The 20,864-nt window shown below is 62.6% G+C and carries 18 protein-coding genes; 6 read left to right on the top strand and 12 right to left on the bottom strand.

Going from position 1 to position 20,864, the window contains the following annotated elements:
• Positions 1-115: 115 nt before the first annotated feature.
• Positions 116-1,408, top strand: coding sequence for an NAD(P)/FAD-dependent oxidoreductase (locus BN1134_RS07865; RefSeq protein ID WP_042046413.1), 1,293 nt, complete (start codon positions 116-118; stop codon positions 1,406-1,408).
• Positions 1,409-1,453: 45 nt separating this feature from the next.
• Here the strand turns inward: BN1134_RS07865 and BN1134_RS07860 are convergent, their stop codons facing one another.
• Positions 1,454-2,461 (bottom strand): DUF2860 family protein, encoded by a 1,008-nt coding sequence (locus BN1134_RS07860; RefSeq protein WP_042046412.1) that lies wholly within the window; start codon positions 2,459-2,461, stop codon positions 1,454-1,456.
• A gap of 222 nt (positions 2,462-2,683) precedes the next feature.
• On the opposite strand from BN1134_RS07860, the gene arcB reads away from it, so the two are divergent.
• The 3 genes from arcB to BN1134_RS19640 all read left to right on the top strand — a co-directional run bounded on the left by arcB (position 2,684) and on the right by BN1134_RS19640 (position 6,822).
• Entirely contained in the window at positions 2,684-4,996 is a 2,313-nt protein-coding gene (gene arcB / locus BN1134_RS07855; RefSeq protein WP_042046411.1) for an aerobic respiration two-component sensor histidine kinase ArcB, read from the top strand.
• A 6-nt stretch (positions 4,997-5,002) separates the two neighbouring features.
• Entirely contained in the window at positions 5,003-6,349 is a 1,347-nt protein-coding gene (gene dgt / locus BN1134_RS07850; RefSeq protein ID WP_042046410.1) for a dGTPase, read from the top strand.
• Between the two features lie 266 nt (positions 6,350-6,615).
• Positions 6,616-6,822 (top strand): hypothetical protein, encoded by a 207-nt coding sequence (locus tag BN1134_RS19640; RefSeq protein ID WP_156991705.1) that lies wholly within the window; start codon positions 6,616-6,618, stop codon positions 6,820-6,822.
• Positions 6,823-6,893: 71 nt separating this feature from the next.
• Here BN1134_RS19640 and rfaH read toward each other — a convergent pair whose 3' ends face one another.
• The 11 genes from rfaH to BN1134_RS07790 form a co-directional block, all read right to left on the bottom strand.
• Positions 6,894-7,391 carry a transcription/translation regulatory transformer protein RfaH gene (rfaH, locus tag BN1134_RS07840; protein ID WP_042046407.1) on the bottom strand — a complete coding sequence of 166 codons (498 nt, stop codon included), beginning with the start codon at positions 7,389-7,391 and terminating at the stop codon, positions 6,894-6,896.
• A gap of 99 nt (positions 7,392-7,490) precedes the next feature.
• Positions 7,491-8,291, bottom strand: a complete 801-nt coding sequence (metQ, locus tag BN1134_RS07835) for a methionine ABC transporter substrate-binding lipoprotein MetQ (protein ID WP_042046405.1) — start codon at positions 8,289-8,291, stop codon at positions 7,491-7,493.
• Between the two features lie 29 nt (positions 8,292-8,320).
• Positions 8,321-8,974 (bottom strand): methionine ABC transporter permease, encoded by a 654-nt coding sequence (locus BN1134_RS07830; RefSeq protein WP_042046403.1) that lies wholly within the window; start codon positions 8,972-8,974, stop codon positions 8,321-8,323.
• On the bottom strand, positions 8,955-9,998 hold the full coding sequence (gene metN, locus BN1134_RS07825) for a methionine ABC transporter ATP-binding protein MetN (RefSeq protein ID WP_042046402.1): 1,044 nt from the start codon (positions 9,996-9,998) through the stop codon (positions 8,955-8,957). Before metN ends, BN1134_RS07830 begins: the two co-directional genes overlap by 20 nt.
• Before the next feature lie 267 nt (positions 9,999-10,265).
• Entirely contained in the window at positions 10,266-11,507 is a 1,242-nt protein-coding gene (locus tag BN1134_RS07820) for a tetratricopeptide repeat protein (RefSeq protein ID WP_042046401.1), read from the bottom strand.
• Between the two features lie 9 nt (positions 11,508-11,516).
• Positions 11,517-12,152 (bottom strand): energy transducer TonB, encoded by a 636-nt coding sequence (locus BN1134_RS07815; RefSeq protein ID WP_042046398.1) that lies wholly within the window; start codon positions 12,150-12,152, stop codon positions 11,517-11,519.
• A gap of 16 nt (positions 12,153-12,168) precedes the next feature.
• Positions 12,169-12,576 carry an ExbD/TolR family protein gene (locus BN1134_RS07810; RefSeq protein ID WP_042046396.1) on the bottom strand — a complete coding sequence of 136 codons (408 nt, stop codon included), beginning with the start codon at positions 12,574-12,576 and terminating at the stop codon, positions 12,169-12,171.
• A gap of 51 nt (positions 12,577-12,627) precedes the next feature.
• Complete coding sequence (locus BN1134_RS07805; protein WP_042046395.1) at positions 12,628-13,155, bottom strand: MotA/TolQ/ExbB proton channel family protein; 528 nt, start codon at positions 13,153-13,155, stop codon at positions 12,628-12,630.
• 10 nt (positions 13,156-13,165) lie between these two features.
• The gene (locus tag BN1134_RS07800; protein ID WP_042046394.1) at positions 13,166-14,533 is read right to left on the bottom strand and encodes a MotA/TolQ/ExbB proton channel family protein; all 1,368 of its coding nucleotides are present in this window, start codon (positions 14,531-14,533) and stop codon (positions 13,166-13,168) included.
• Complete coding sequence (locus BN1134_RS07795; RefSeq protein WP_042046393.1) at positions 14,533-15,297, bottom strand: DUF3450 domain-containing protein; 765 nt, start codon at positions 15,295-15,297, stop codon at positions 14,533-14,535. Before BN1134_RS07795 ends, BN1134_RS07800 begins: the two co-directional genes overlap by 1 nt.
• Positions 15,298-15,409: 112 nt before the next feature.
• The gene (locus tag BN1134_RS07790) at positions 15,410-18,019 is read right to left on the bottom strand and encodes a TonB-dependent receptor plug domain-containing protein (protein WP_042046392.1); all 2,610 of its coding nucleotides are present in this window, start codon (positions 18,017-18,019) and stop codon (positions 15,410-15,412) included.
• Between the two features lie 721 nt (positions 18,020-18,740).
• Between BN1134_RS07790 and BN1134_RS07785 the strand changes: the two genes are divergently transcribed.
• Together BN1134_RS07785 and BN1134_RS07780 are read left to right on the top strand one after the other, a co-directional pair.
• Positions 18,741-19,766, top strand: a complete 1,026-nt coding sequence (locus BN1134_RS07785) for an ABC transporter permease subunit (protein ID WP_042046390.1) — start codon at positions 18,741-18,743, stop codon at positions 19,764-19,766.
• 3 nt (positions 19,767-19,769) lie between these two features.
• A complete protein-coding gene (locus BN1134_RS07780) occupies positions 19,770-20,813 on the top strand; it encodes an ABC transporter permease (RefSeq protein ID WP_042046389.1) in 1,044 nt (347 codons plus the stop codon).
• Positions 20,814-20,864 lie beyond the last annotated feature (51 nt).

The raw sequence follows: 20,864 nt of genomic DNA, 5'->3' as shown, positions 1-20,864 counted from the left end.
CGCCCTTCGGGGCGCCCTTTGTTTTTGTTTGAAGGCCATCACGGCCACAGAGGTGGGCAGCCTCCCCCTTTTCGTTTAGCTTGGTAAGCACCCACTCATAGGCAGGATGCTGATGATGACGCCAGGCTCCCTCGAGCATACCCACTCCTATTACGCCGCCACTCGCAACGATGACGCCACCTGGCCCGAGCTGGAAGGGGAGCTAACCGCCGACGTGTGTGTCGTCGGCGGTGGGTTTACCGGCCTCAACACGGCCATCAACTTAGCCGAGCTCGGTTACTCCGTGGTGCTGCTGGAGGGGCGGCGCATCGGCTGGGGGGCATCCGGGCGCAACGGGGGCCAGCTCATTCGCGGCATCGGTCACGACACCCGCCAGTTTTCCCGCTACCTCGGCGCGGAAGGGGTTAGGGCGCTCGATCTGATGGGGATCGAGGCGGTGCAGCTGGTCAAGGATCGCATCGCCCGCTTTGGTATCGACTGTGACTTGCGGCTCGGTTACTGCGATCTGGCGACCAAGTGGCGCCATCTGGTGGAGTTTGAGCAGGAGCAGCGCCACCTTGAGGCGCTCGGCTACCCCTTCGCGCTGCGTCAGGTGGAGCGCGCCGAGATCCACCGCATCGTCGGCTCGGATCGCTACATCGGCGGTCTGGTCGACATGGGCTCAGGCCACCTGCATCCGCTCAACCTGGCGCTTGGCGAGGCGCGTGCCGCCGCTTCGCTGGGGGCTCGCATCCACGAACACTCGCTGGTGACTCGCATCGACTATGGCCGGAAAGTGGCAGTCACCACCCGTTATGGCCGGGTCGAGGCCGAGACCCTGGTGCTCGGCTGCAACGCCTATCTTGGCGAGCTGCATCCGAGGCTCGGGGCCCAGGTGCTGCCGGCGGGCTCCTACCTCCTCGCCACCGAGGTGCTGCCCAGGCGGCTGCGGGAGCGATTGTTGCCACAGAACATGGCGGTGTGTGACCAGAACGTGGCGCTCGACTACTATCGCCTGTCGGCCGATGGGCGCCTGCTGTTTGGCGGGGCGTGCAACTATTCGGGGCGCGATCCGAAGGACATCAGGGCGTTCATGCTGCCCAAGCTGCTGCGGGTGTTCCCCGAGCTGGCCGGGGGCGGTATCGAGTTTGCCTGGGGCGGCATGCTGGGGATCGGCGCCAACCGCCTGCCCCAGATCGGGCGCCTTTCGGATCACCCCAACGTCTTTTACGCCCAGGCCTACTCCGGGCACGGGCTCAATGCCACCCATCTGGCGGCCAAGCTGGTGGCCGAGGCGATCCACGGTCAGAGTCGCGGCTTTGAGCTGTTCGCTTGCGTGCCACATCGGCGCTTTCCGGGAGGGCGGCACTTGCGCTCCCCCCTGCTGGCCCTAGGCATGCTCTGGTATCGCCTCAAGGATTGGCTGTAAAAAAAAAGAGGCACCCCGCGGGGAGCCTCTTTTTCGTGATGGGCCTTACAGGCTGTACATCAGGCCGGCACTGAAGGTGCTCATCTCGGTGTCGTAGAAATTGATATCCGAGTTGGATTCGGCCCAGCCGGCGCTCAGCACGCCGCTCAGCTTGTCGACACCAAACAGCTGGTGCCAGAAGAAGGTGCCGTTGAGGCCCCACTCGTCTGCATTGGCCTTCTTGCCATAGATGGGGTTGGCCTCGTCATAGCTGCGCTTGCCGCCAAAGACGTTGCCGACCAGGCTCCACTGTGGGCCGGTCTTGGCATAGGTCAGTTGCAGATGGGTGGTGTCGCTGCTTTCGGCCTTGCCGTCGAGATCGGCGCGCTTGTAGATGATGGCCGGGGTCAGGGTCTGATCCTGTTGCAGACGCCAGTCATAGGAGAGTTCGACCCGGTGCAGGTTGCCGTTGCGATCCAGCAAGTTGGCCTCGTCACGGGTCAGCTGACCCAGGCTGATCAGCTGCTCGCCGCTGCGCTCGCTGTCGACCTTGCTGGTGCGCCAGGTATAAGCCAAGTTGACGTGGCTGCCGCCGATGTCATCCCAGGCGAAACGGGCGCCTTGGGTCTTATAGTCGGTCTTGCTGCGATTACGACCGACCTGATAGGGGTCGGCCCAGGTCTTGGCGGGCATGGCGGAGAAGACATAACCGGCAGAGAGGATGCCATAGGTGCCCACCTGCTGGCGCACGCCAAACTGCTGGGCGAGGTCATAGCGCACCGCGTCCTGGATCAGGTTGCCGAGAAACAGCTGGGTGCGGGTATCGGCGAAGGTGTAACGCAGATCCGCGCCGAGCAGCGGCTGCACCGAGCTTTCATGGGAGGGGGACTGGAAGACCGAGTCAATCTTGGCTTCGCCCTTGTCGCCTTTGAAGAAGTTGGACTGGTACTCCTGGGCTGTGACGCCTGCCATGACAAAGCCGGAGAAACCGGATTCATTGGGGATGGTCAGGACATCGGCCTGGGCTGCCTGGGCGCCGAGAATGGCCAATGCGACCAGAGAATATTTGGTCATGTGATCTTGTCTCCACTGCGGGAAGAGTAGCCTGGGGCTCGCAGTCTAATCGTGCAAGCTGAACTCAGGCTGTTTGAGGGGCGTGGCCGCGCTAAACGGTGACGCCGTGACGAGCAGAGTAAACCCTAAAGTGTGCTCGCGCACAACTTGGAGACGGCAACAGGTGAGTCGCCCCCCCCAGGCTGGTATGCTGAGGCGCAATTGTGACAAGAGTGCGAATGGATGAAACAGATCAAGTCGTGGGCTCAATATTATGTCGATCTGATGACCCGACTCGGGCTGGTGCGTTTCAGCATGCTGCTGGCGGCCGGCATCATAGTGCTGGCGGTGGCCATCCAGATGGGGGTCACCCTGTTTCTGCGCGGAGCGGTCGACATGGTCGACCTGGTGCGTTCGGTTTTTTTCGGTCTGCTGGTGACGCCCTGGGCGGTCTACTTCCTCTCCATCGTGGTGGATCAGCTGGAGGATTCGCGCCAGCGCCTGAGCCGCATGGTGCGCAAGCTGCAAGAGATGCGCGAGCGCGATCTTGAACTCAACCGCCAGTTGCAGGAGAACATCACCCAGCTCAACGCCCAGATAGCCCAGACCCAGCGCCTCGAGGCGGCGCGCCAGCAGGCTATCGAGGATCTCGAAAACGAGGTGTTCCAGCGCGAGAAGGCCCAGCTCAACCTCGAGGAGCGCACCGCCCTGCTGCGCTCTTTTATCGACTGCTCCCCCGATCTGGTCTACTACCGCAACGACAAGGAGCAGTTCTCCGGCTGCAACCGGGCCATGGAGGAGCTGACCGGGCGCAGTGAGGCCGAGCTCATTGGTCTGACACCCTTTGACGTTTACAAGGAAGATATCGCGGCCAAGGTGGTGGAGACCGATCGCCAGGTGTTTGCCGACAATCAGTCGCTCACCTACGAGCAGTGGCTGGAGTATCCCGATGGGCGCAAGGCCTACTTCGAGCTGCGCAAGGTGCCCTTCTTCGATCGTTTCGGCAAGCGCCTCGGCCTGCTTGGCTTTGGCCGCGACATCACCGAGCGCAAGCAGTATCAGGACAAGATTGAGAAGGCGAGCCGCGACAAGACCACCTTCATCTCCACCATCAGCCATGAGCTGCGCACACCGCTCAACGGCATAGTGGGGTTAAGCCGCATCCTGCTCGACACCCCCCTCGATGAGACCCGTCAGCAGCAGCTCAAGACCATTCACTTAAGCGCCGTGACCCTCGGCAACATCTTCAACGACATCATCGATCTGGATAAGCTCGACCGCCGCCGCCTCGAAATTGCGCCGGCCCAGATCGAACTGCCTGCCTTGCTCGATGAGCTGGAGATGCTGTCGCGCATTCAAGCCGAGCAGAAGGGGCTCTATCTGCACTTTGACCGGGATGGAGAGATCCCCCAGTTTGTGTTGGCCGACGGCACCCGGCTGCGTCAGGTGTTGTGGAACCTGGTGGGCAATGCGGTCAAGTTCACCGAGAGCGGCGGCGTCACCATCCGTTGCCTGACTCACCTTGATGAGGATAAGCACCACCTGGCGCTGCACTTCGAGGTGGAGGATACCGGCGTCGGGATTGCCCGCAGCGAGCAGGAGAAGATCTTCGCCCTCTACTATCAGGTGCAGGGGCAGCAACAGCAGGCCATCGGCACCGGGATCGGGCTGGCGGTCTCCCGGCAGCTGGTGCAGGCGATGGGGGGCACCCTGACGGTTGACAGCGATCTGGGTGAGGGGGCCTGTTTCACGGTGGAGCTGGAGGTCGAGCTGGCCGAGGCGCCGTCAGGCCGGGAGGCCGAACTGGTGGTTCCGCCGCTCGATATTCTGTTAGTTGAAGATGTGGAGCTCAACGTCACGGTGGCGTGCGCCCTGCTGGCCAAGTTTGGCCATCGGGTGGAGGTGGCGCGCAACGGCGCCGAGGCGTTGATCCGAGCCAACCCGGATGATTTTGACTTGATCCTGCTCGACATCCAGTTGCCGGACATGACCGGCTTTGACATCGCCGAGCGGCTGCTGGCCCGTTATGGCGACAGCCTGCCGCCCATGGTGGCGCTGACCGCCAACCTGGTGACCGATCGTCACACCTATCTGGCCCGTGGCATGGCCGATGTGATCCGCAAGCCGCTGCGATCTGCGGCGGTGCGAGATGTACTGGGCCGGCTGTTTGGCGGTATCGAGGGGGAGGATGAGGCGGCGCCAACCTGCGTCGATGGCGAGGTGCTCGATCTCTCCTTCCTCACGGATTATGCCGCGGCCGTGGGCAAGCCGGTGCTGCGATCGAGCGTCGATCTGTTCGAGAAGATGATGCCGGACTACATGGCGGTGCTCGACTCCAACATGGTGGCCCGCGACCAGCAGGGCATTGCCGAAGAGGCCCACAAGATCAAGGGCGCCGCCGGCTCCATCGGTCTGCACCGTATCCAGCAACTGGCCCAGCAGATCCAGAGCCCGGATCTGCCGGCATGGTGGGAAAACGTCGAGGACTGGATTGAGGCGATGCGCCGTGAATACCCGGGCGATCTGGCCCGCCTGCGCGACTGGCTGAGGGAGTAATAAGCGATGTACCAGAGATTGATTCCGCCCCTGCGCTGGCATCAGCAGGTGGCCGAGGGGTTGCTTGAGGCCACCGAGCGCGATCGCGCCCGCATCGTGCAGGCCGCCCCGGTGCGCCGCCTGCAACAGAAGACCCAGGTCTTCCCCCTCGACGTGCAGGCCTCGGTGCGCAGCCGCCTGACCCACTCGCTCGAGGTGCAGGAGACGGGCCGACGCATCGTGCTGGCCATCCTGGCCCGCGTGCCCGATCCCGGTGTTCCGCCGATGACCCTGCTGAGTCTGGTGGAGATGTCCTGCCTGCTGCACGACGTGGGCAACCCGCCGTTCGGCCACTTCGGCGAGCAGGTGATCGGGGCCTGGTGCCAGCAGCACTTGCCGGCGCTCTACCCGCAGGCACTGGGGCGCGCCATGAGCGCGGCATGGGAGCCCTTTTTCACCGACCTTTGCCATTTTGACGGCAATGCCCAGAGCCTGCGCTTGGTGCACCACCTGCATGAGCTGGATCTCACCCTCGGCCAGTTGGCGGCCTTGTGTAAATATCCGGGGGGGGCCGAGGCGCAGGGGTGGCGAGCCAAGCGCGGGGTCTACTTAAGCGAGGCTCCTGTGATGGCGGAGGTGGCTAGGCGTCTTGGGCTGGCCCCCGGCAGTCGCCACCCGCTGGTGTACATCATGGAGGCGGCCGACGACGTCTCTTACTGCATCGCCGATCTGGAGGATGCGGTGGATCGCCGCCTGCTCTCCCATGTCGAGCTGCTGGCGGCCCTGCACGAGGCTCAGCCGGACAACTACATGGCCAACCTCATCACCCAGGCCGAGCAGAGCCGCGATGGCTTCTTTCCGGCGTTTCGCTTTGCGCTGGAGCGCGATCTGGTGGCGCTGGCCGCCCAGACCTACCTCGCCCATCACGATGCGATTCTGGCGGGCCGCCACGATGAGCCGCTGCTGCACGGCCAGAGCCCGGCGGCCCAGGCCCTCGAGACCTTGCGCCAGGTGTCGCGCCGCCATGTGTTCAAGCGGCGCGAGGTGGAGTCGCTCGAGCTGGAGGGCTTTGCCGCACTGCGTGGCATCCTCGGTACCTACGCCACCTTGCTGGCGCTACCGGGCTCCGAGTTCCAGGCCGTGCTTGAGGGCAATGGTGGCCCTGGCAGTTTCCTGGCCAGGCGGCTGTGTCACCGCCTCTCGGCACGCCATGTGCGGGCCTATCGCAGAGCGCTGGCGCACCCTGATGCCCGCTTTGCCGACGCGCACGATCAGGAGTGGTACTACCGGGTGCGTCTGCTCATCGACTACGTGAGCGGCATGACCGACACCTATGCGCTGGCGGAGTACCGCCTGCTCTCGGCCGGCGCCTGAGCCTCTCCCCAATCGGGGGGGAGCCATTGTCCGGCCGGGCGGCCTGATTTAGATTGCTGCAACCTGTTTCACTTTTACGCGAGGAGATCACCATGAGCCATTCCATGACTCAAGCTGCGAACCTGCGCCCCCTCTTGGGTGGCGATGTTCGTGCGTCTCTTGCGCGTGGCGTGAACGGGTAATTCCATACTCTTTCATCACCCGCGGTTCTCTCGTGGGTGATGTCCTCTTCTCCGGGAGAACGGCATGTTCAAACGGAGCATCTTATGTCGATCGAACTGATTTTATTGCGTCCCCTGACCCTGTTGCTGGCCGCTCGCGTGCGCGAGTTGGAGTGCCGTGAACGGCAGGCGCCGCTCCCCCTTTCTGCCCATCTGCGTCAGGATATCGGGCTGAGCGTCGCCGAGCCCTCGCATCACCACCCCCAGCCGATGGGTGTGGCACCGCCCTGGCCTGGGGAACCCATACGTTAGTGCGCAGGCCCGCGTGGCCCGCACAACAAAACGCCCGGCCATTGGCCGGGCGTTCTCATTGCGCTGCGCCGCTAGCTGCGGCGGAAACTCTGGTTATCGAAACTGCCCTGAGTCTGGCGGTTGAGCAGGCTGACCAGCAGGATGGAGCGCTTCTCACCATCGGGCTCCTGGTAGATGGCCTCGAAGCCTTGCAGCGGCCCTGACTCGATGAAGACCTTGTCGCCCGGTTGCGGCAGATCCGTATAGAGGGCGCGGGCCTCATCGCTGTCATCCTGACTCATCAGGCGATGGATCAGCTCTTTCGGGATCGGCGTCAACTGTTCGCCGAACTGGATGATGCGGGCGATGCCACGGGTGGATTTAATACGGATCGGGGGCACCAGTTCGAGATCGACATAGATGAACAGGTAGTTGGGGAACATGGGTTCCTTTACCTTGACCCGTTTGCCCCGTCTTATCTTCTCCACCTCCACCATGGGATAGTAGGAGTCGATACCCTGGAGCTTCAGGTGTACCTCTGCGCGAGCCTCTTCCTTGGCCTTGCAGTAGGCGAGATACCATTGGTGCATGGGGATCCAGACAATTACGCGTGCTTTGTGGCTATGATAGCGAATGCCATAAAAAAGGCCACGTCGAGCGTGGCCTTAGTGGTGTGATTGCTGGATTCGTTACCAACCCTTGACCAATCCACCCTTGAACAGCTCGTTGCCCTTCTGGAAGACCTCTTCGCTCTGGAAGGCTTGCACGAACTGCTTCACCTTCTCGTCATCCTTGTTGTTCTCGCGGGCCACGATCAGGTTCACGTAAGGGGAGTCCTTGTCCTCGACGAACAGGCCGTCGCGGGTCGGGGTCAGATCGATCTGGCTGGCGAAGGTGTTGTTGATCACCGCCAGATCCACGTCTTCCAGGGAACGCGGCAGCTGGGCGGCCTCCAGTTCGACGATCTTCAGCTTCTTCGGGTTGGCCACGATGTCGAGCACGGTGGCTTCCAAACCGGCGCCATCCTTGAGGGTCAGCAGCCCTTGCTTGGCCAGCAGGATCAGGGAGCGGCCCAGGTTGGTCGGATCGTTCGGTACGGCGACCTGAGCGCCATCCTTAAGGTCGGCGAGCGTCTTGATCTTCTTGGAGTAGCCGGCGATCGGATAGACGAAGGTGTTGCCGACCGGCACCAGCTTGAAGCCGCGATCACGGATCTGGGCGTCCAGGTAGGGCTTGTGCTGGAAGGCGTTGAGATCGATGCTGCCGTCGTTGAGCGCCACGTTGGGGGTGACGTAGTCAGAGAAGGTGACCACTTCCACGTTCAGGCCATATTTTTCCTTGGCGAGCTTGGCAGCGGTCTCGACCAGCTCGGACTCGGCCCCTGCGATGGCGCCGACCTTCAGATTCTTGTCAGCGTCTTTTTGGCCGCAGCCCACCAGTACCAGCGCGGCGAGCAGCGTGGCTGCAACGGATTTGATACCCAATTTCATAGCTTTACCTCCAATGTAAAAGACAGGGCTCAGCGGTGATCGACCCGCTTGACCAGATGTTCACCCAGGCTCTGAATGAGCTGGACCAGGATAACCAGGATCACCACGGTGACCAGCATGACCAGGGGGTCGAAGCGCTGATAACCGTAGCGGATCCCCACGTCACCGAGCCCGCCGCCGCCGATGGCGCCGGCCATGGCCGAATAGTTGACCAGGGTCACCAGCGTGATGGTGACGCTGTTGATGATACCGGGCAGCGCCTCGGGCAGCATCACTTTGCCGATGATCTGCAGCGGTTTGGCGCCCATGGCGCGCGCCGCCTCGACCAGCCCCTCCGGGATCTCCATCAGGGCCCCTTCCACCAGGCGGGCGAAGAAGGGAATGGCACCGATGGTGAGCGGCACCACGGCGGCAGCGGTGCCGATGCTGGTGCCGACGATCAGCCGGGTGAGCGGGATGATGGCCACCAGCAGGATGATGAAGGGCACCGAGCGGCCGACGTTGACCACCAGTCCGAGGGTCTGGTTCAGCAGCGGGCTGGCCAGGATCTGGCCGCGCTTGGTCACGTGCAATGCCACGCCGAGCGGCAAGCCGAGCAGGCAGCTGAACAGGGCCGAGGCCGCCACCATGATGAGGGTGTCGCCGAGGGCGGTGATGAGCAGGTTAATCATTGCTTCGGACATAGCCCAGCACCTCCAGTTGAATATGGTGTTCGATGAAGAAGGCCTGCGCCGCGTCGCACTGCTCCGGGCTGCCGAACAGCTCGGCCAGCAGGAAGCCGAACTTGACCCCACCGGCGTACTCGATGTCGGCCGACAGGATGCTGATGTCGATGTTGAAGCGGCGGCTCACCTCGGAGATGAGCGGGCTGTCGACCGTGTTGCCGGTAAAGCCGAGCTTGACCAGCGGATTGCTCTGCGCGACCCGGGTCGGGCTGAGGCGAGCCTGGTATTCGTCAGGCACCGGCAGGTGGATGGTCGAGCGGATGAAGTCGCGGGCCAGCTCGGTCTTGGCGTGGCTGAAGAACCAGGCCACTTCGCCGTGCTCGATCAGCCGGCCGTCGCTGATGATGGCCACCTCGTCGCAGATGCGCTTGACCACGTCCATCTCGTGGGTGATGAGCAGTATGGTCAGCCCCAGCTTGGCGTTGATCTCCTTGAGCAGCGCCAGGATCGAGTGGGTGGTCTGGGGATCGAGGGCCGAGGTGGCCTCGTCGCACAGCAACACCTTGGGGGAGGGGGCCAGGGCGCGGGCGATGGCCACCCGCTGCTTCTGGCCGCCGGAGAGCTCGGCCGGGTAGGCGTGGGCGCGTTGCTCCAGCCCCACTAGGGACAGCAGCTCCTTCACCCGCGCGCCGATGCGCGCCTTGTCCCAGCCGGCCAGCTCGAGCGGCAGCGCCACGTTGCCGGCGACGGTACGCGAGGAGAGCAGGTTGAAGTGCTGGAAGATCATGCCGATCTGGCGGCGCGCCTGAGTCAGCTCGTTATCGGAGAGGGCGGTCAGATCCTGGCTGTCGACGATCACCTGACCTGTGGTCGGACGCTCGAGCAGGTTAACGCAGCGGATCAGGGTGCTCTTGCCGGCACCCGAGGCGCCGATCACCCCGACGATCTTTCCCTGCGGGACGTCAAGGCTCACCTCGCGCAGGGCGTACACGGCATCACTGCCATCGCCATAGACTTTGCTGAGACCTTTCAACTGAATCATGAAATCATCCGTGTTGACTGTGCTGCAGTATGGGGGGCTACAGGCTGGAATGACGGGCAGAGGAATGGCTGTCAGACCCTGCCTGGATAGTGGATGATGCTAAGATGTCCGGATGTCCATGTCAACGAGTGTTTCTACGTCTAGACGTCCAAAATAGGAAATGCTTTGCCGCGCGTTGCATAAGCCATAAAAAAGACCGCTCCGGGGAGCGGCCAATAGCCACCAAGGCTGGGGCTGGGCCCGCCAGGGCGGGCCGCGCTGTGTGTGTTATTGGGCGGTGCGTTCGCCACCCACGGTCTGCTCCTTGAGGAAGCTGATCCAGGGGGTGGCGCGACCGCTGATGTTGCCGTTCTGGGCCGCCTGGCTGAAGGCGGTGAGCGCCTCTTTCGGCTTGTCCTGCTCGAACAGAGCGACGCCGGCCAGGAACTTGAGCTCGGCGCGCTGCTCGCCACTGGCGCCGGGGGCCGGCTTGCCCGCCAGCGCCACCAGATCCCCATAGCGCTTGGCCTGCACCATCATGCGCGCCATCTTCAGCTGCAACTCCGGATCGCCGGACTGGCGCAGGGAGGCCTGCATGGTGTCGATGGCCGGGTCGAGCTCCTTGGCCTGGTGCCAGTAGTTGGCCAGGGTCTTGAGGTTAGCGGCGCTTTGCGCCAGTTTCCCCTCCTTCATGGCTCGCTCCATCACGCGGGCCGCGCGGTGGGGAATACCGTTGAAGGCGAGGTAGTTGCAAAGGCGCATCAGCTCGGCCGGCTCGCTCAGCAGCCCCAGCTTATAGGCGTTCTCGAGGGCCGCCAGGGCCTTGAGATCGTTGCCTGCCTGCTGGTGCATGGCCGAGAGCTGGGTCCAGTACTTCTTCTTTTCCGGGAACATGCCGACCAGTGTGGTGAGCACTTCGGTCGCCCCCTTGTACTGCTTGAGCTCATAGTGGGCGCCCATCTTCAGCAGATACCAGGACTCGGGCGCCTTGGCGCCGGAGAGGCGGATCGCCTGCTCGGCGGCCGGGATCGCCTCCTTATATTGCTTGAGGTGGACATAGGCGTTGGCCAGGGTGATGTAGGCATGGGGCGTGGGTTTCTCATCCTTGCCGAGGTTGGCAAACCACGCCTGCATGGTCTTCACCGAGGCGCCAAAGTTGCCCTGCGCCATGTAGAGCTGGGCCAGGTTGTAACGCACCTGCTGAGCCACCGGGGCCGGCAGGCCGCCGGTGGCGATGGCGTCGGCGAAGTATTGGGTCGCCTGGCCGTATTTCTCTTGCTGCGCCGCCACGAAGCCCAGGGTCTGCAAGATGACCCCCTTGTCGTAGATACGCTCGCCGGCGCCGGCCAGGGCCTCTTGCAGTTTGCCGTTGGCCTCGCCGTACCGCTTCTCACTGATTAGTGCCTGCGCCTTGTTGACCGCCCGGTAGGCGCGATCTGAAAGTGCCGGCTGCTCGGCCGCCCGAGGGGCGGTGCTGATGAGCACCGCCAGGGCGATGGGGGCCAGGCCCCACTGTTTCCATCCTTTCATCGCCACTCCTTAGTTGACCACAAACTCGATCTCTTGCTGCATCCGGCTCGTCTGCGGCTTGCCATCGACCATGGCCGGCTTGAAGGTCCACTTGGCGATGGTCTTCCTGGCCTCCTTGCCGAGGTCATAGCTGCGCGGATCTTCGCGCACGATGCGGATGTTGGTGACGGTGCCGCGCTCGGTGACGGTGAACTCCACCACCACCTTGCCCGACGCCAACCCGGCCAGGGCCGCCTTGCGCGGCATCATGGGCTCGAAGGTGGCCAGCGCGATGGCGCCGTTGTTGCCACCGACGCCGCCGCCACCGGTGCCGGTGCTGTAGGCGCCGAGGGCATTGCCGCCCGCTATGTTGACCGGGATGTCGAGCTTGGGCATGTCCATCGGTGCGCTCTCCATCTGCGGCCGATCCGTGCTGGCCACCTCCATCTCGGGTGGCGGGGGCGGGCGGTTCGGCGGCGGCGGTTTGGGCAGCTCACGCTGCCGCTCCTGGACAGTTTCCTGGGGCTTGATGCGGATGAAGTCGGCCATGGTGACCTCCTCCTTCTCGCTCAGCTCCCGGTGATCCGGTGTGATCAGCTTGTTCATCCCGAGAAACAGGAAGAACACCACCACACAGGAGACCACCAGTGATATCAGGTATCTCATGGGGCTCCCTCCGGCCTCAGCTGCTCTTGCTGGCGGCGATCGAGATGTTCTGCACGCCGGCCATGCGGATCTGATCCATCACCTCAACCACCAGCCCGGAGCGGGACTCGGTATCGGCCTGGATCACCACGGCGCTCTCGGGGTTTTCGGCCCGCAGCCGCTCGACGTTGGCGCGCACGGCCCCCACCTCGACGCTGCGCTTGTCGATCCAGACCTGGCCATTGGCGCGCACGGCGACCATGATGTTGCCCTTCTTCACCGTCTCGGCCGTGCTGGCGCTCGGACGGTTGATCTCGACCCCGGACTCCTTGACGAAGGAGGTGGTGACGATGAAGAAGATGAGCATGATGAACACGATGTCCAGCATGGGGGTGAGGTCGATGGCCGCCTCGTCTGCCCCGCTGTCGCTGTGACGTTTTCTCATAGCTAGAACTCCTTGTGCGGCCGGGGGGAGCCCCGGCCTGTGCTTCCTGCATTAACCGTGTTTCAGGCTGTCTTCCAGCTTCTCGACCGCCAGTTTGGCCCTGTGGTCGAGGCGGTTGACGAAGAACAGCCCGGAGAGGGCGGCAATCATGCCGGCCATGGTCGGTACCGTGGCCTTGGAGATGCCGGAGGCCATGGCGCGCGGCGAGCCGGTGCCGGTGATGGCCAGGGTGTCAAACACCTGCACCATGCCGACCACGGTCCCCAGCAGCCCCATCAGCGGACACAGGGCGATCAGCACCTTGATGATCGGCATCCCCTTGTCGACGGCCATGGCGACCCGGGAGACCAGCTCGCGGCGGATCTGCTTGGCCGACCAGGAGCGGTGATCGCCGCGCGCCAGCCAAAGCGAGCGGGTCTCCTTGACCTGTTGCGGGTAGACGGTGCGGAAATAGAGCCAGCGCTCCAGCAGCAGCGCCCACATCATCAGGGTCAGGAAGAAGAGGGCAACCAGCACCTCTCCCCCCAGACCGAGGAAGTAGCGCAGCGCCTCGATCTCCTCAATCAACCAGAACCACATGGACGTCTCCTTACGCTGCCTTGGCGTGCAGGCGCTCCTGATAGCGGGCCACGTAACCGGCGCTCTGCTCTTCCAGCAACTGGATCAGGCGGCGGCTCTGGGTCTGCACCATGGTGTAGAGGAACAGGATGGGCACGGCCACCACCAGACCCTGCATGGTGGTCACTAGGGCCTCGGAGATGCCGCCGGCCATCAGCTTGGGATCGCCGGTGCCGAACAGGGTGATGGCCTGGAAGGTGGCGATCATCCCCACCACGGTACCGAGCAGGCCGAGCAGCGGCGCCACCGAGGCGATCAGCTTGAGCACGCTCAGCCCCTTCTCGAGCTTGGGCACCTGCTTGAGGATGATCTCGTCGAACTTGGACTCGAGATCCTCGATGTTGTCGCCGCGGTGGGCCTGATAGGCCTCCAACATCTCGCCGATCGGGTTGCCCTTGATGGCGCTGTCGGACTTGAGCTGCTTGCGCATGGCGCGGCCCAATAGGGAGAGGCGGGCACCGCAGAACAGGGCCAGCAGCAGGCCGAGCAGGCCGAGCGCCATGATGACGTAGCCGACTTCACCTCCCTGGTCGAGGCGCTCCTTGAGGTTGGGGGTCTGCACCAGCAGCGAGAGGATCACGCCGCGGGAGGGGTCGATGTAGATGGGCTTGACGCTGCCGTCGGCCTGCTCGAAGTCGCTCACCGGCTGGAGGATGGCGCTGTCGGGCTGGCGCGGCAGCTGTTCGAACTTGCCGGTCTCGGGGATGAAGGAGAGGTACTTGCCGTCGGCCAGGGTGTTGAACTCGCTGATCTGGGTCACTGTGTGTTCGCCCTGGTTGCCCTCGCCATACACCACGGTGGCCGGGAACTGGGTCACCTTGCCGGCGTCGACCATGCGGCTCAGTAGGGTGGTCCAGAACTGGGCCAGCTCGTCGCTGGAGGGAAGCTCCTTGCTGTCGGCCAGCTTGGCCAGCAGCTTGCCCTGCTCGGGGTATTGCAGGCGTAGCGCCGAGTTGTTGAAGATGCCGCGAAACTCGCCGGCGAACTGGCGCAGCACCCCGAACATCTCGCCCATGTTGCCAGAGCGCTGGCGCAGGGTTTCGGTCAGCTCGGTGAGCTGCTTGTCATTGGCATCGAAGCTGGCCTTGAGCTTCTCGCCGCGGGCCAGCTCGGCGCTGAGTTCGGCCTTGGCCTTGGCCAGCAGGGCGGCCTGCTGGTTCTTGTCGGCGAGGAAGCGGGCCTCGCGCTCGGCGTTGAGCTTGGACTCGGCGGCGCTCTCGCTCTTGAGCTGGCTCAGCAGGGCGTTGAGATCGGCCGGTGGTTCGGCCGCGCTGATCGGCAGGGTGAAGAGGGCGGCGCCGGCGATCAGGGCGGCGACGGCGTGTTTGATGGCGTTCATTATGCTTTCTCCGCAGTTTGGACCGGCAGCTTGATCAGGGCGGGGGGCGCTTGTTTTTTGGCGATGCGCAGGCCCTGTTCGACGGCGCTGCGATACTCCTGGGGTAGGGCTTCCCACTGGCGGCTCTTCTTGTTCCACATGCCGGTCTCCTGACCGTCCGGAGACTGGTAGAGCAGGGCGATGCGGCCCACTCGCAGGAACTCATAGGTCTTCTCGCTGCCATCTTTTTGCTGCAAGCTGGCCTTGTAGGCCTCGATGGAGCGGCTAAACCCCTCCTCAATCTGGTAGGCCTCGAGGATCTTGCGGTACTTCTCGGAGATGGTGACGTCGGCGCGGTTCATCAGATCGGTGAGGGCCGCCACGCGCTCCTCGCGCTCGCGCTTTTGGAACGGCAGATCGAGGGCCACGAACTGCTCGAGGGCGTCGATCATCTTGAGCATCAGGGGCACCACCTCGGTGCTGGTCTGGTCGATCTGGGCGATTTGACGCTCCATCGAGGTCAGCTCGCTGCGCTGGGACTCGACCATCTTGGCGACCTGTTGGTTGTAGGTGGTGAGGCTGTCGAGCTGGCGCAGGGCGCTCTTGTACTGGGCCAGGGCGCTTTCGGCGGAGTCGGCGTAGTGGTCGATCTTCTGCTGGGAGGCCTTGGCGGCTTGGTCGGTGGCAGTTTGGGTGTCGACCGTCTGGGTGGCGGTGGCGGCACTCACGGCGAAGCTGGTCAACAGGGCGGCCGAAGCCAGGCTGCCCAGAAGCGCTCTCTTCATTTTATTAGTCCTTGTTTTCATAGAATTACCCTATCTCCGTAACTTCCTTGGACGTTGGGCAAGGCCGGCCCGATCAGGGCCGGCCTGGGTCTCTCATCAGCCGGTAGGCCGATCAGAATTTCTGGGTGTAGTCGAGGTAGTAGACACGGCCGTCGATGCTGTAGATGTTCTCGTCGTAGGTGAAGCCGTCGCTCTCGAGGGAGGGCTCGCGGTTGAACATGTTCTTCACGCCGACCTGCACCTTGCCGTCCCACGGGGTCTGGACGCCCACGTTGATATTCCAGACGGTGTTGGAGGCGATGTGGCCCACTTCCTTGCCGGTGTCGGCGATGTAGTCCTGGCTCTGGGAGTCGATGTAGTTGGCGCTCAGATAGGCATCCATGTTCCACCACTGGGGCACGTTGACGCCGACCCCTGAGTTGAAGCGCATCTGCGGCAGGCCGTTCCAGCCGATCTTGTCCACCGAGGGACCACCGGCGTAGAGGCCCTCCTCAAACTTGAGGATGTAGGTGCCGCCGAAGTCATAGCGCACGGTCGCCATCGGGAAGTCGTAACGGTAGTCGAGCTTGAAGTCGAGACCGCTGGTCTTCAGGGTGCCGAGGTTGACCATGGGGGCGGTGGCGCCCTTGATCTTGCCCTGGCTGTTACGAACTATGTACGGCGAGCCGCCGTTGTTGAGTTCGTCATAGATGAGCGACTGCAACGAGTTGAGCTGGATCACGTCGTCGATCTTGATGGTGTAGTAGTCCAGCGAGAGGTTGAGATCCTCAAGCGGGCTGTAGCTGAAACCGAAGTTCCAGGTGTCGGCGGTCTCCTCCTTGAGATCCTCGTTGGAGGTGCGGGTGGTGTCGTACTGCTGGTTCGGGCAGTCGGCAGCGGCGATGCCGTTGGCCTGGCAGTAGACATAGTCCTTGCCCCAGTCGGCAGAGAAGGAGTCGGCCGAGTAGAGATCGCTCAGGCTCGGGGCGCGGAACGAACGGGACCAGGAGGTCCGCAGCATCAGGTTGTCGAGCGGCTGGTAGCGCACGCTGGCCTTGGGCGAGAAGGCGCTGCCAAAGTCGCTGTACTTGTCGTAGCGACCGGCGACGCTCAGCTCGACCTGTTCGGTGACCGGCACCAGGGTTTCGAGGTAGAGGGCGGTCACGTCGCGCTCGCCACCGGAGGAGTTACCGGAGGAGCCGATGACGTTGCCGGCCTCGGACTGGGCATCGTACTTGTCCTCATAGACCCAGTCGTTGTACTCGGCACCGGCGTACCAGCTCACCGGCCCGGCCGGCAGTTCGCCCATGTCCCACTGGACCCCGGCATACCACTGGTAGAAATCCATGGTGGAGCGGCGGCTGGTGTCGGCGGTCATGGAGGCGGTGGTGCTGGCATCAAACTCGCCCTTAACCAGCTTGCCGTCGGCCACCGCCTGCTGGGCGGCGGACTTGAGCACGTAACCGGTGCCGTTCTCCTTGTTGTCGGTCTTGGAGTACATGTAGCCGGCGTTCCACTGCATGTCGCCCACGCTCTCGGTCGGCAGCGTGCCTTCGAAGCCCAGGTTCATGGAGCCGGTGGTGTCGGTGACCAGGTTGTCGCGGGTGCCGACGTTGTTGAAGCGGTAGTAGGCGTAGGCCATCTCGCCGGCGCCCAGGGTGGCGGCGGCATCCAGGCCGTTGTCGGTGAAGAACTGGGCGTTCTTCGGATTGCTCGGGTCAACGGCGAAGCTGCCGGCGGCCGGGGCGAAGCGGCCGAAGCTCTCGACGCGCGAGGCGATGAGCTGCGGCACGAAGTCGACGCTGTCGTTGATGTGATAGCGGCCATTCACATACAGGGTGTCACGGCTGCGCGAGGCGGTGGTGGCGGCAAACTTGCCGTAGTTGAAGTTGCACCCCCCATCGTGATTGACGAACGGCTCCTTACAGGTGCCGTCGGCATTGGTGGCACCGGCCAGCGGGCCGTAGCTCCAGGTTGGCTTGCCATCGGCATCGGTGCCGGTGATCCCTTCCACGTTGCGGCCATAGACGCTCGGCGCGTTATTCCCCTGCTTGGAGAGGTAGTCGCGATCGCGGGCATAGATGATGTCTTTCTTGTCGTGCTCGTAGACGGCCATCAGGGAGCCCTTCTCCCCGGCGATACCGGCCAGGATGGAGCCGCTCTTCTCGTCGCCCCCGTCTTCGGTCGGGCTGCCGAGGCGCCCCTGGAACTCCAGCCCCTCGTACCCCTCCTTGAGCACCACGTTGACCACGCCACCGATGGCGTCAGAGCCGTAGATGGCCGAGCCGCCGTCGAGGTTGACCTCGACCCGCTCCACCGCAGACATGGGGATGGTGTTGAGGTTGATGGCGGTGCCGCCCATGGTGGGGGAGCCGGCCACTCGTTTGCCGTTGAGCAGCACCAGGGTGCGCTCCGAGCCCAAGCCGCGCAGGCCGACGGTGGCCTGGGACTGGAAGGAGCTGCCGGACTGGGCGGAGTAACCCCCGAAGGAGTTGTAAGAGGCTTGCTTGAGGTAGTCGGCGACCGTCTGCTGGCCGGATTGTTCGATCTTGACCTTGGAGACGGAGACCACAGGGGTGGCCCCTTCCACGTCGACGCGAGAGATGCGCGACCCGGTCACCTTGATCTTTTGAAGCTTCTCGACATTCTGCCCCTCTTCGGCGGCAAAGACAGAGGGGGCCGCTGCTGCAGCGCTCACCAAGGCGAGCGCGATCGCAGCAGAAAGCCTGCTTTTCCTTAGCATCGCAGTATCCTTCCTGATTGTTTATTTTGTTTGCTTCCAAACGCACGCTCTATGGCGACGTTGCAATACGCTTATCAAGATTCGGAGGAGGGCGTCAATTGTGTAAGAAGGCGGGGATAAAAAGAGACGGGGTTCACGTTTTTTCTGAAAAAAGCATTAACGACAGTTTATTTATCTGAGTCGTGTGGGTTTTTTCTGACATTCCCCACAAAACTGACGCAGCATGGTGGCATTAAATGCCAAAGTGGAACTTTATTGAATAATCAGGGTCATATTAAACGTTATTCTAAATTCTCCCTTCCGTTCAGAGTATTCCTCTGAAACCAACGCACTGGCTGCGAATGATGTAAAACGTTTTTCTTTTCACCATCCGCCAAGCTCAACTTTGAGTGTTGTGTTTTTTATTGCTTTGTTTTCAATGTTTTGGGTTTGTTGCATGGTGGCTGGATATATAGAGAGTATCGAGGCTGATGCGCTATATTGGGGCGTGATGCACCATGTCGATGCGAATGCAGAATAATGCTTCGAATTGCATGAAGTGAGATGTTTCTCTGCAAAAGGCGAGCTTGTGCCAAGGGTACTTGATTTTTGTTGCGGAGCTTTTACAGTGGCCCTGCTGATCATTTGGATTCACATGATAGTCCAGTCAGACATGCCAGGAAGGATGGGACCAGCCACAGGAAGTGACTGGCCACAATAAAACAATAAGGACGAAGCCACCATGCTGTCGTATTTCCTACGTCGGGCGCTGCTCATCATCCCGACGTTTATCGGGATCACCCTGCTCGTCTTCACCATTACCCGCTTCGTGCCCGGCGGGCCGGTCGAGCGCATGCTGTTGCAGGCCCAGGTTGCCCAGGGGGAGGGACACCGCTCGACGGCGAGCAAGGGGGGGCAGGCCCTCTCCGACGAGCAGATCGAGGAGCTCAAGGCGTTCTACGGCCTCGACAAGCCGATGCTGGTCGCTTATTGGGAGTGGTTGCAGAAGCTGGTTCGCCTCGATCTCGGTGAATCGACCCGCTACTACGAGCCGGTGTGGGATCTCATCAAGGAGCGCCTGCCGGTCACCGCCTTCTTCGGCGTGGCGACCTTTCTGTTGAGCTATCTGGTCTCACTCCCGCTCGGCATCGCCAAGGCGCTGCGTCACAACAGCCGCTTCGACTCGGCCAGCTCCATGTTCATCTACACCGCCTATGCGCTGCCGGCCTATGTGGTGGGGATCTTTCTCATCACCGTCTTCGCGTTTCACCTCGAGTGGTTGCCGATGGGAGGCTTCCCGGGGGACGACTACGAGTATCTCGAGAGCAACTGGGACAAGGTCAAGAGCGTCTTTTCCCATGCCTTGCTGCCGCTCATCGCCTACGCCATCGGCGATTTTGCCGTGCTCACCATGACCATGAAAAACAGCCTGATGGAGAACCTGTCGGCCGATTATGTGCGCACCGCCGTGGCCAAGGGGCTGCCGTTTCGCCAGGCGGTCACCCGTCACGCCATGCGTAACAGCCTCATTCCCATCGCCAGCCACTTCGGCAGCGTGCTGACCGTCTTTTTCGGCGGCTCCTTCCTCATCGAGACCATCTTCAACATCGACGGCATCGGCCTGCTCGGCTATGAGGCGATCGTCGAGCGCGATTACCCGACCGTGATGGGCATACTGGCCATCACCTCTGTGCTGATGCTGCTTGGCAACATCCTCTCGGATATCTGCGTCGCCCTGGTCGATCCACGCGTGCGCTTCGGGGAGTAAACCATGCAGCTCAGTCCCGTTACCCGCAAGAAATTCAAGCGCTTTGCCTCTATCAAGCGCGGTTACTACTCGTTTGTGCTGTTTAGTGCCCTGGTGCTGCTCTCCTGTGTGGCCGAGCTGCTGGTCAACAGCCGCGCCCTGGTGGTGCACTATCAGGGGCAGTGGCTCTTTCCCACCTATGGCGACGTGATCCCCGGCAGCCGTTTCGGCCTCGATTACGACTACGAGACCAACTATCGCCAGCTCAAGGCCAAGCTGGCCGATGAGGGGCAGGGGGATTGGGTGCTGCTGCCTCTTGTGCCATGGAACCCCTATGAGCAGGACTTCAAGCAAGATGCCTACCCCCCTTACGCCCCGAGTGCGGCGGATCGCCATTTTCTCGGCACCGACACCAGCGGGCGCGACGTGCTGGCGCGCCTGGTGTACGGCTTTCGCATCGCCATCGCCTTTGCCGGCATAGTGCTGGTGGCCAGCTATCTCATCGGGGTGGCCATCGGTTGTCTGATGGGCTTTCTCGGTGGGCGGTTTGACCTTGTGTTACAGCGCTTTATCGAGATCTGGTCTCAGATCCCTTTTCTCTACGTCATCATGATCCTGGTGTCGCTCACCAAGCCCAACTTCGGCCTGTTTGTCGGCATCAACGTGCTGTTTGGCTGGATGGGGATCACCTGGTACATGCGCACCCTCACCTACAAGGAGCGGGCCCGCGACTACGTGATGGCGGCGCGTGCCCAGGGGGCGGGCACCGGGCGCATCATCTTCCACCATATACTGCCCAATACCCTGGTGATGGTGGTGACCCTGGCGCCGTTTGCGGTGGTGGCCAACATCTCGACCCTGACGGCGCTGGATTACCTCGGCTTTGGTCTGGCGCCGCCGACCCCAAGCTGGGGGGAGCTGCTCTCCCAGGGGATCAACAACCTCGACGCCATCTGGATCGTAAGCTCAGTGGTGGCGGCGGTGAGCGCCGTGCTGATCATGGTCTCGTTTATCGGTGAGGCGGTGCGCGAGGCGTTCGATCCGCGCAAGTTTACCCGCTACGAGTGATGCTTTTTCAAATGAGGTGCTGCGGCCGTTAAAGGGCGCTTTGGAGTGTTA

Source organism: Aeromonas simiae (assembly GCF_000820125.1).
GTDB classification, from domain to species: domain Bacteria; phylum Pseudomonadota; class Gammaproteobacteria; order Enterobacterales; family Aeromonadaceae; genus Aeromonas; species Aeromonas simiae.
Note: the sequence above shows the minus strand (reverse complement) of the source record. Positions and strands in the feature narration are given on the sequence as shown.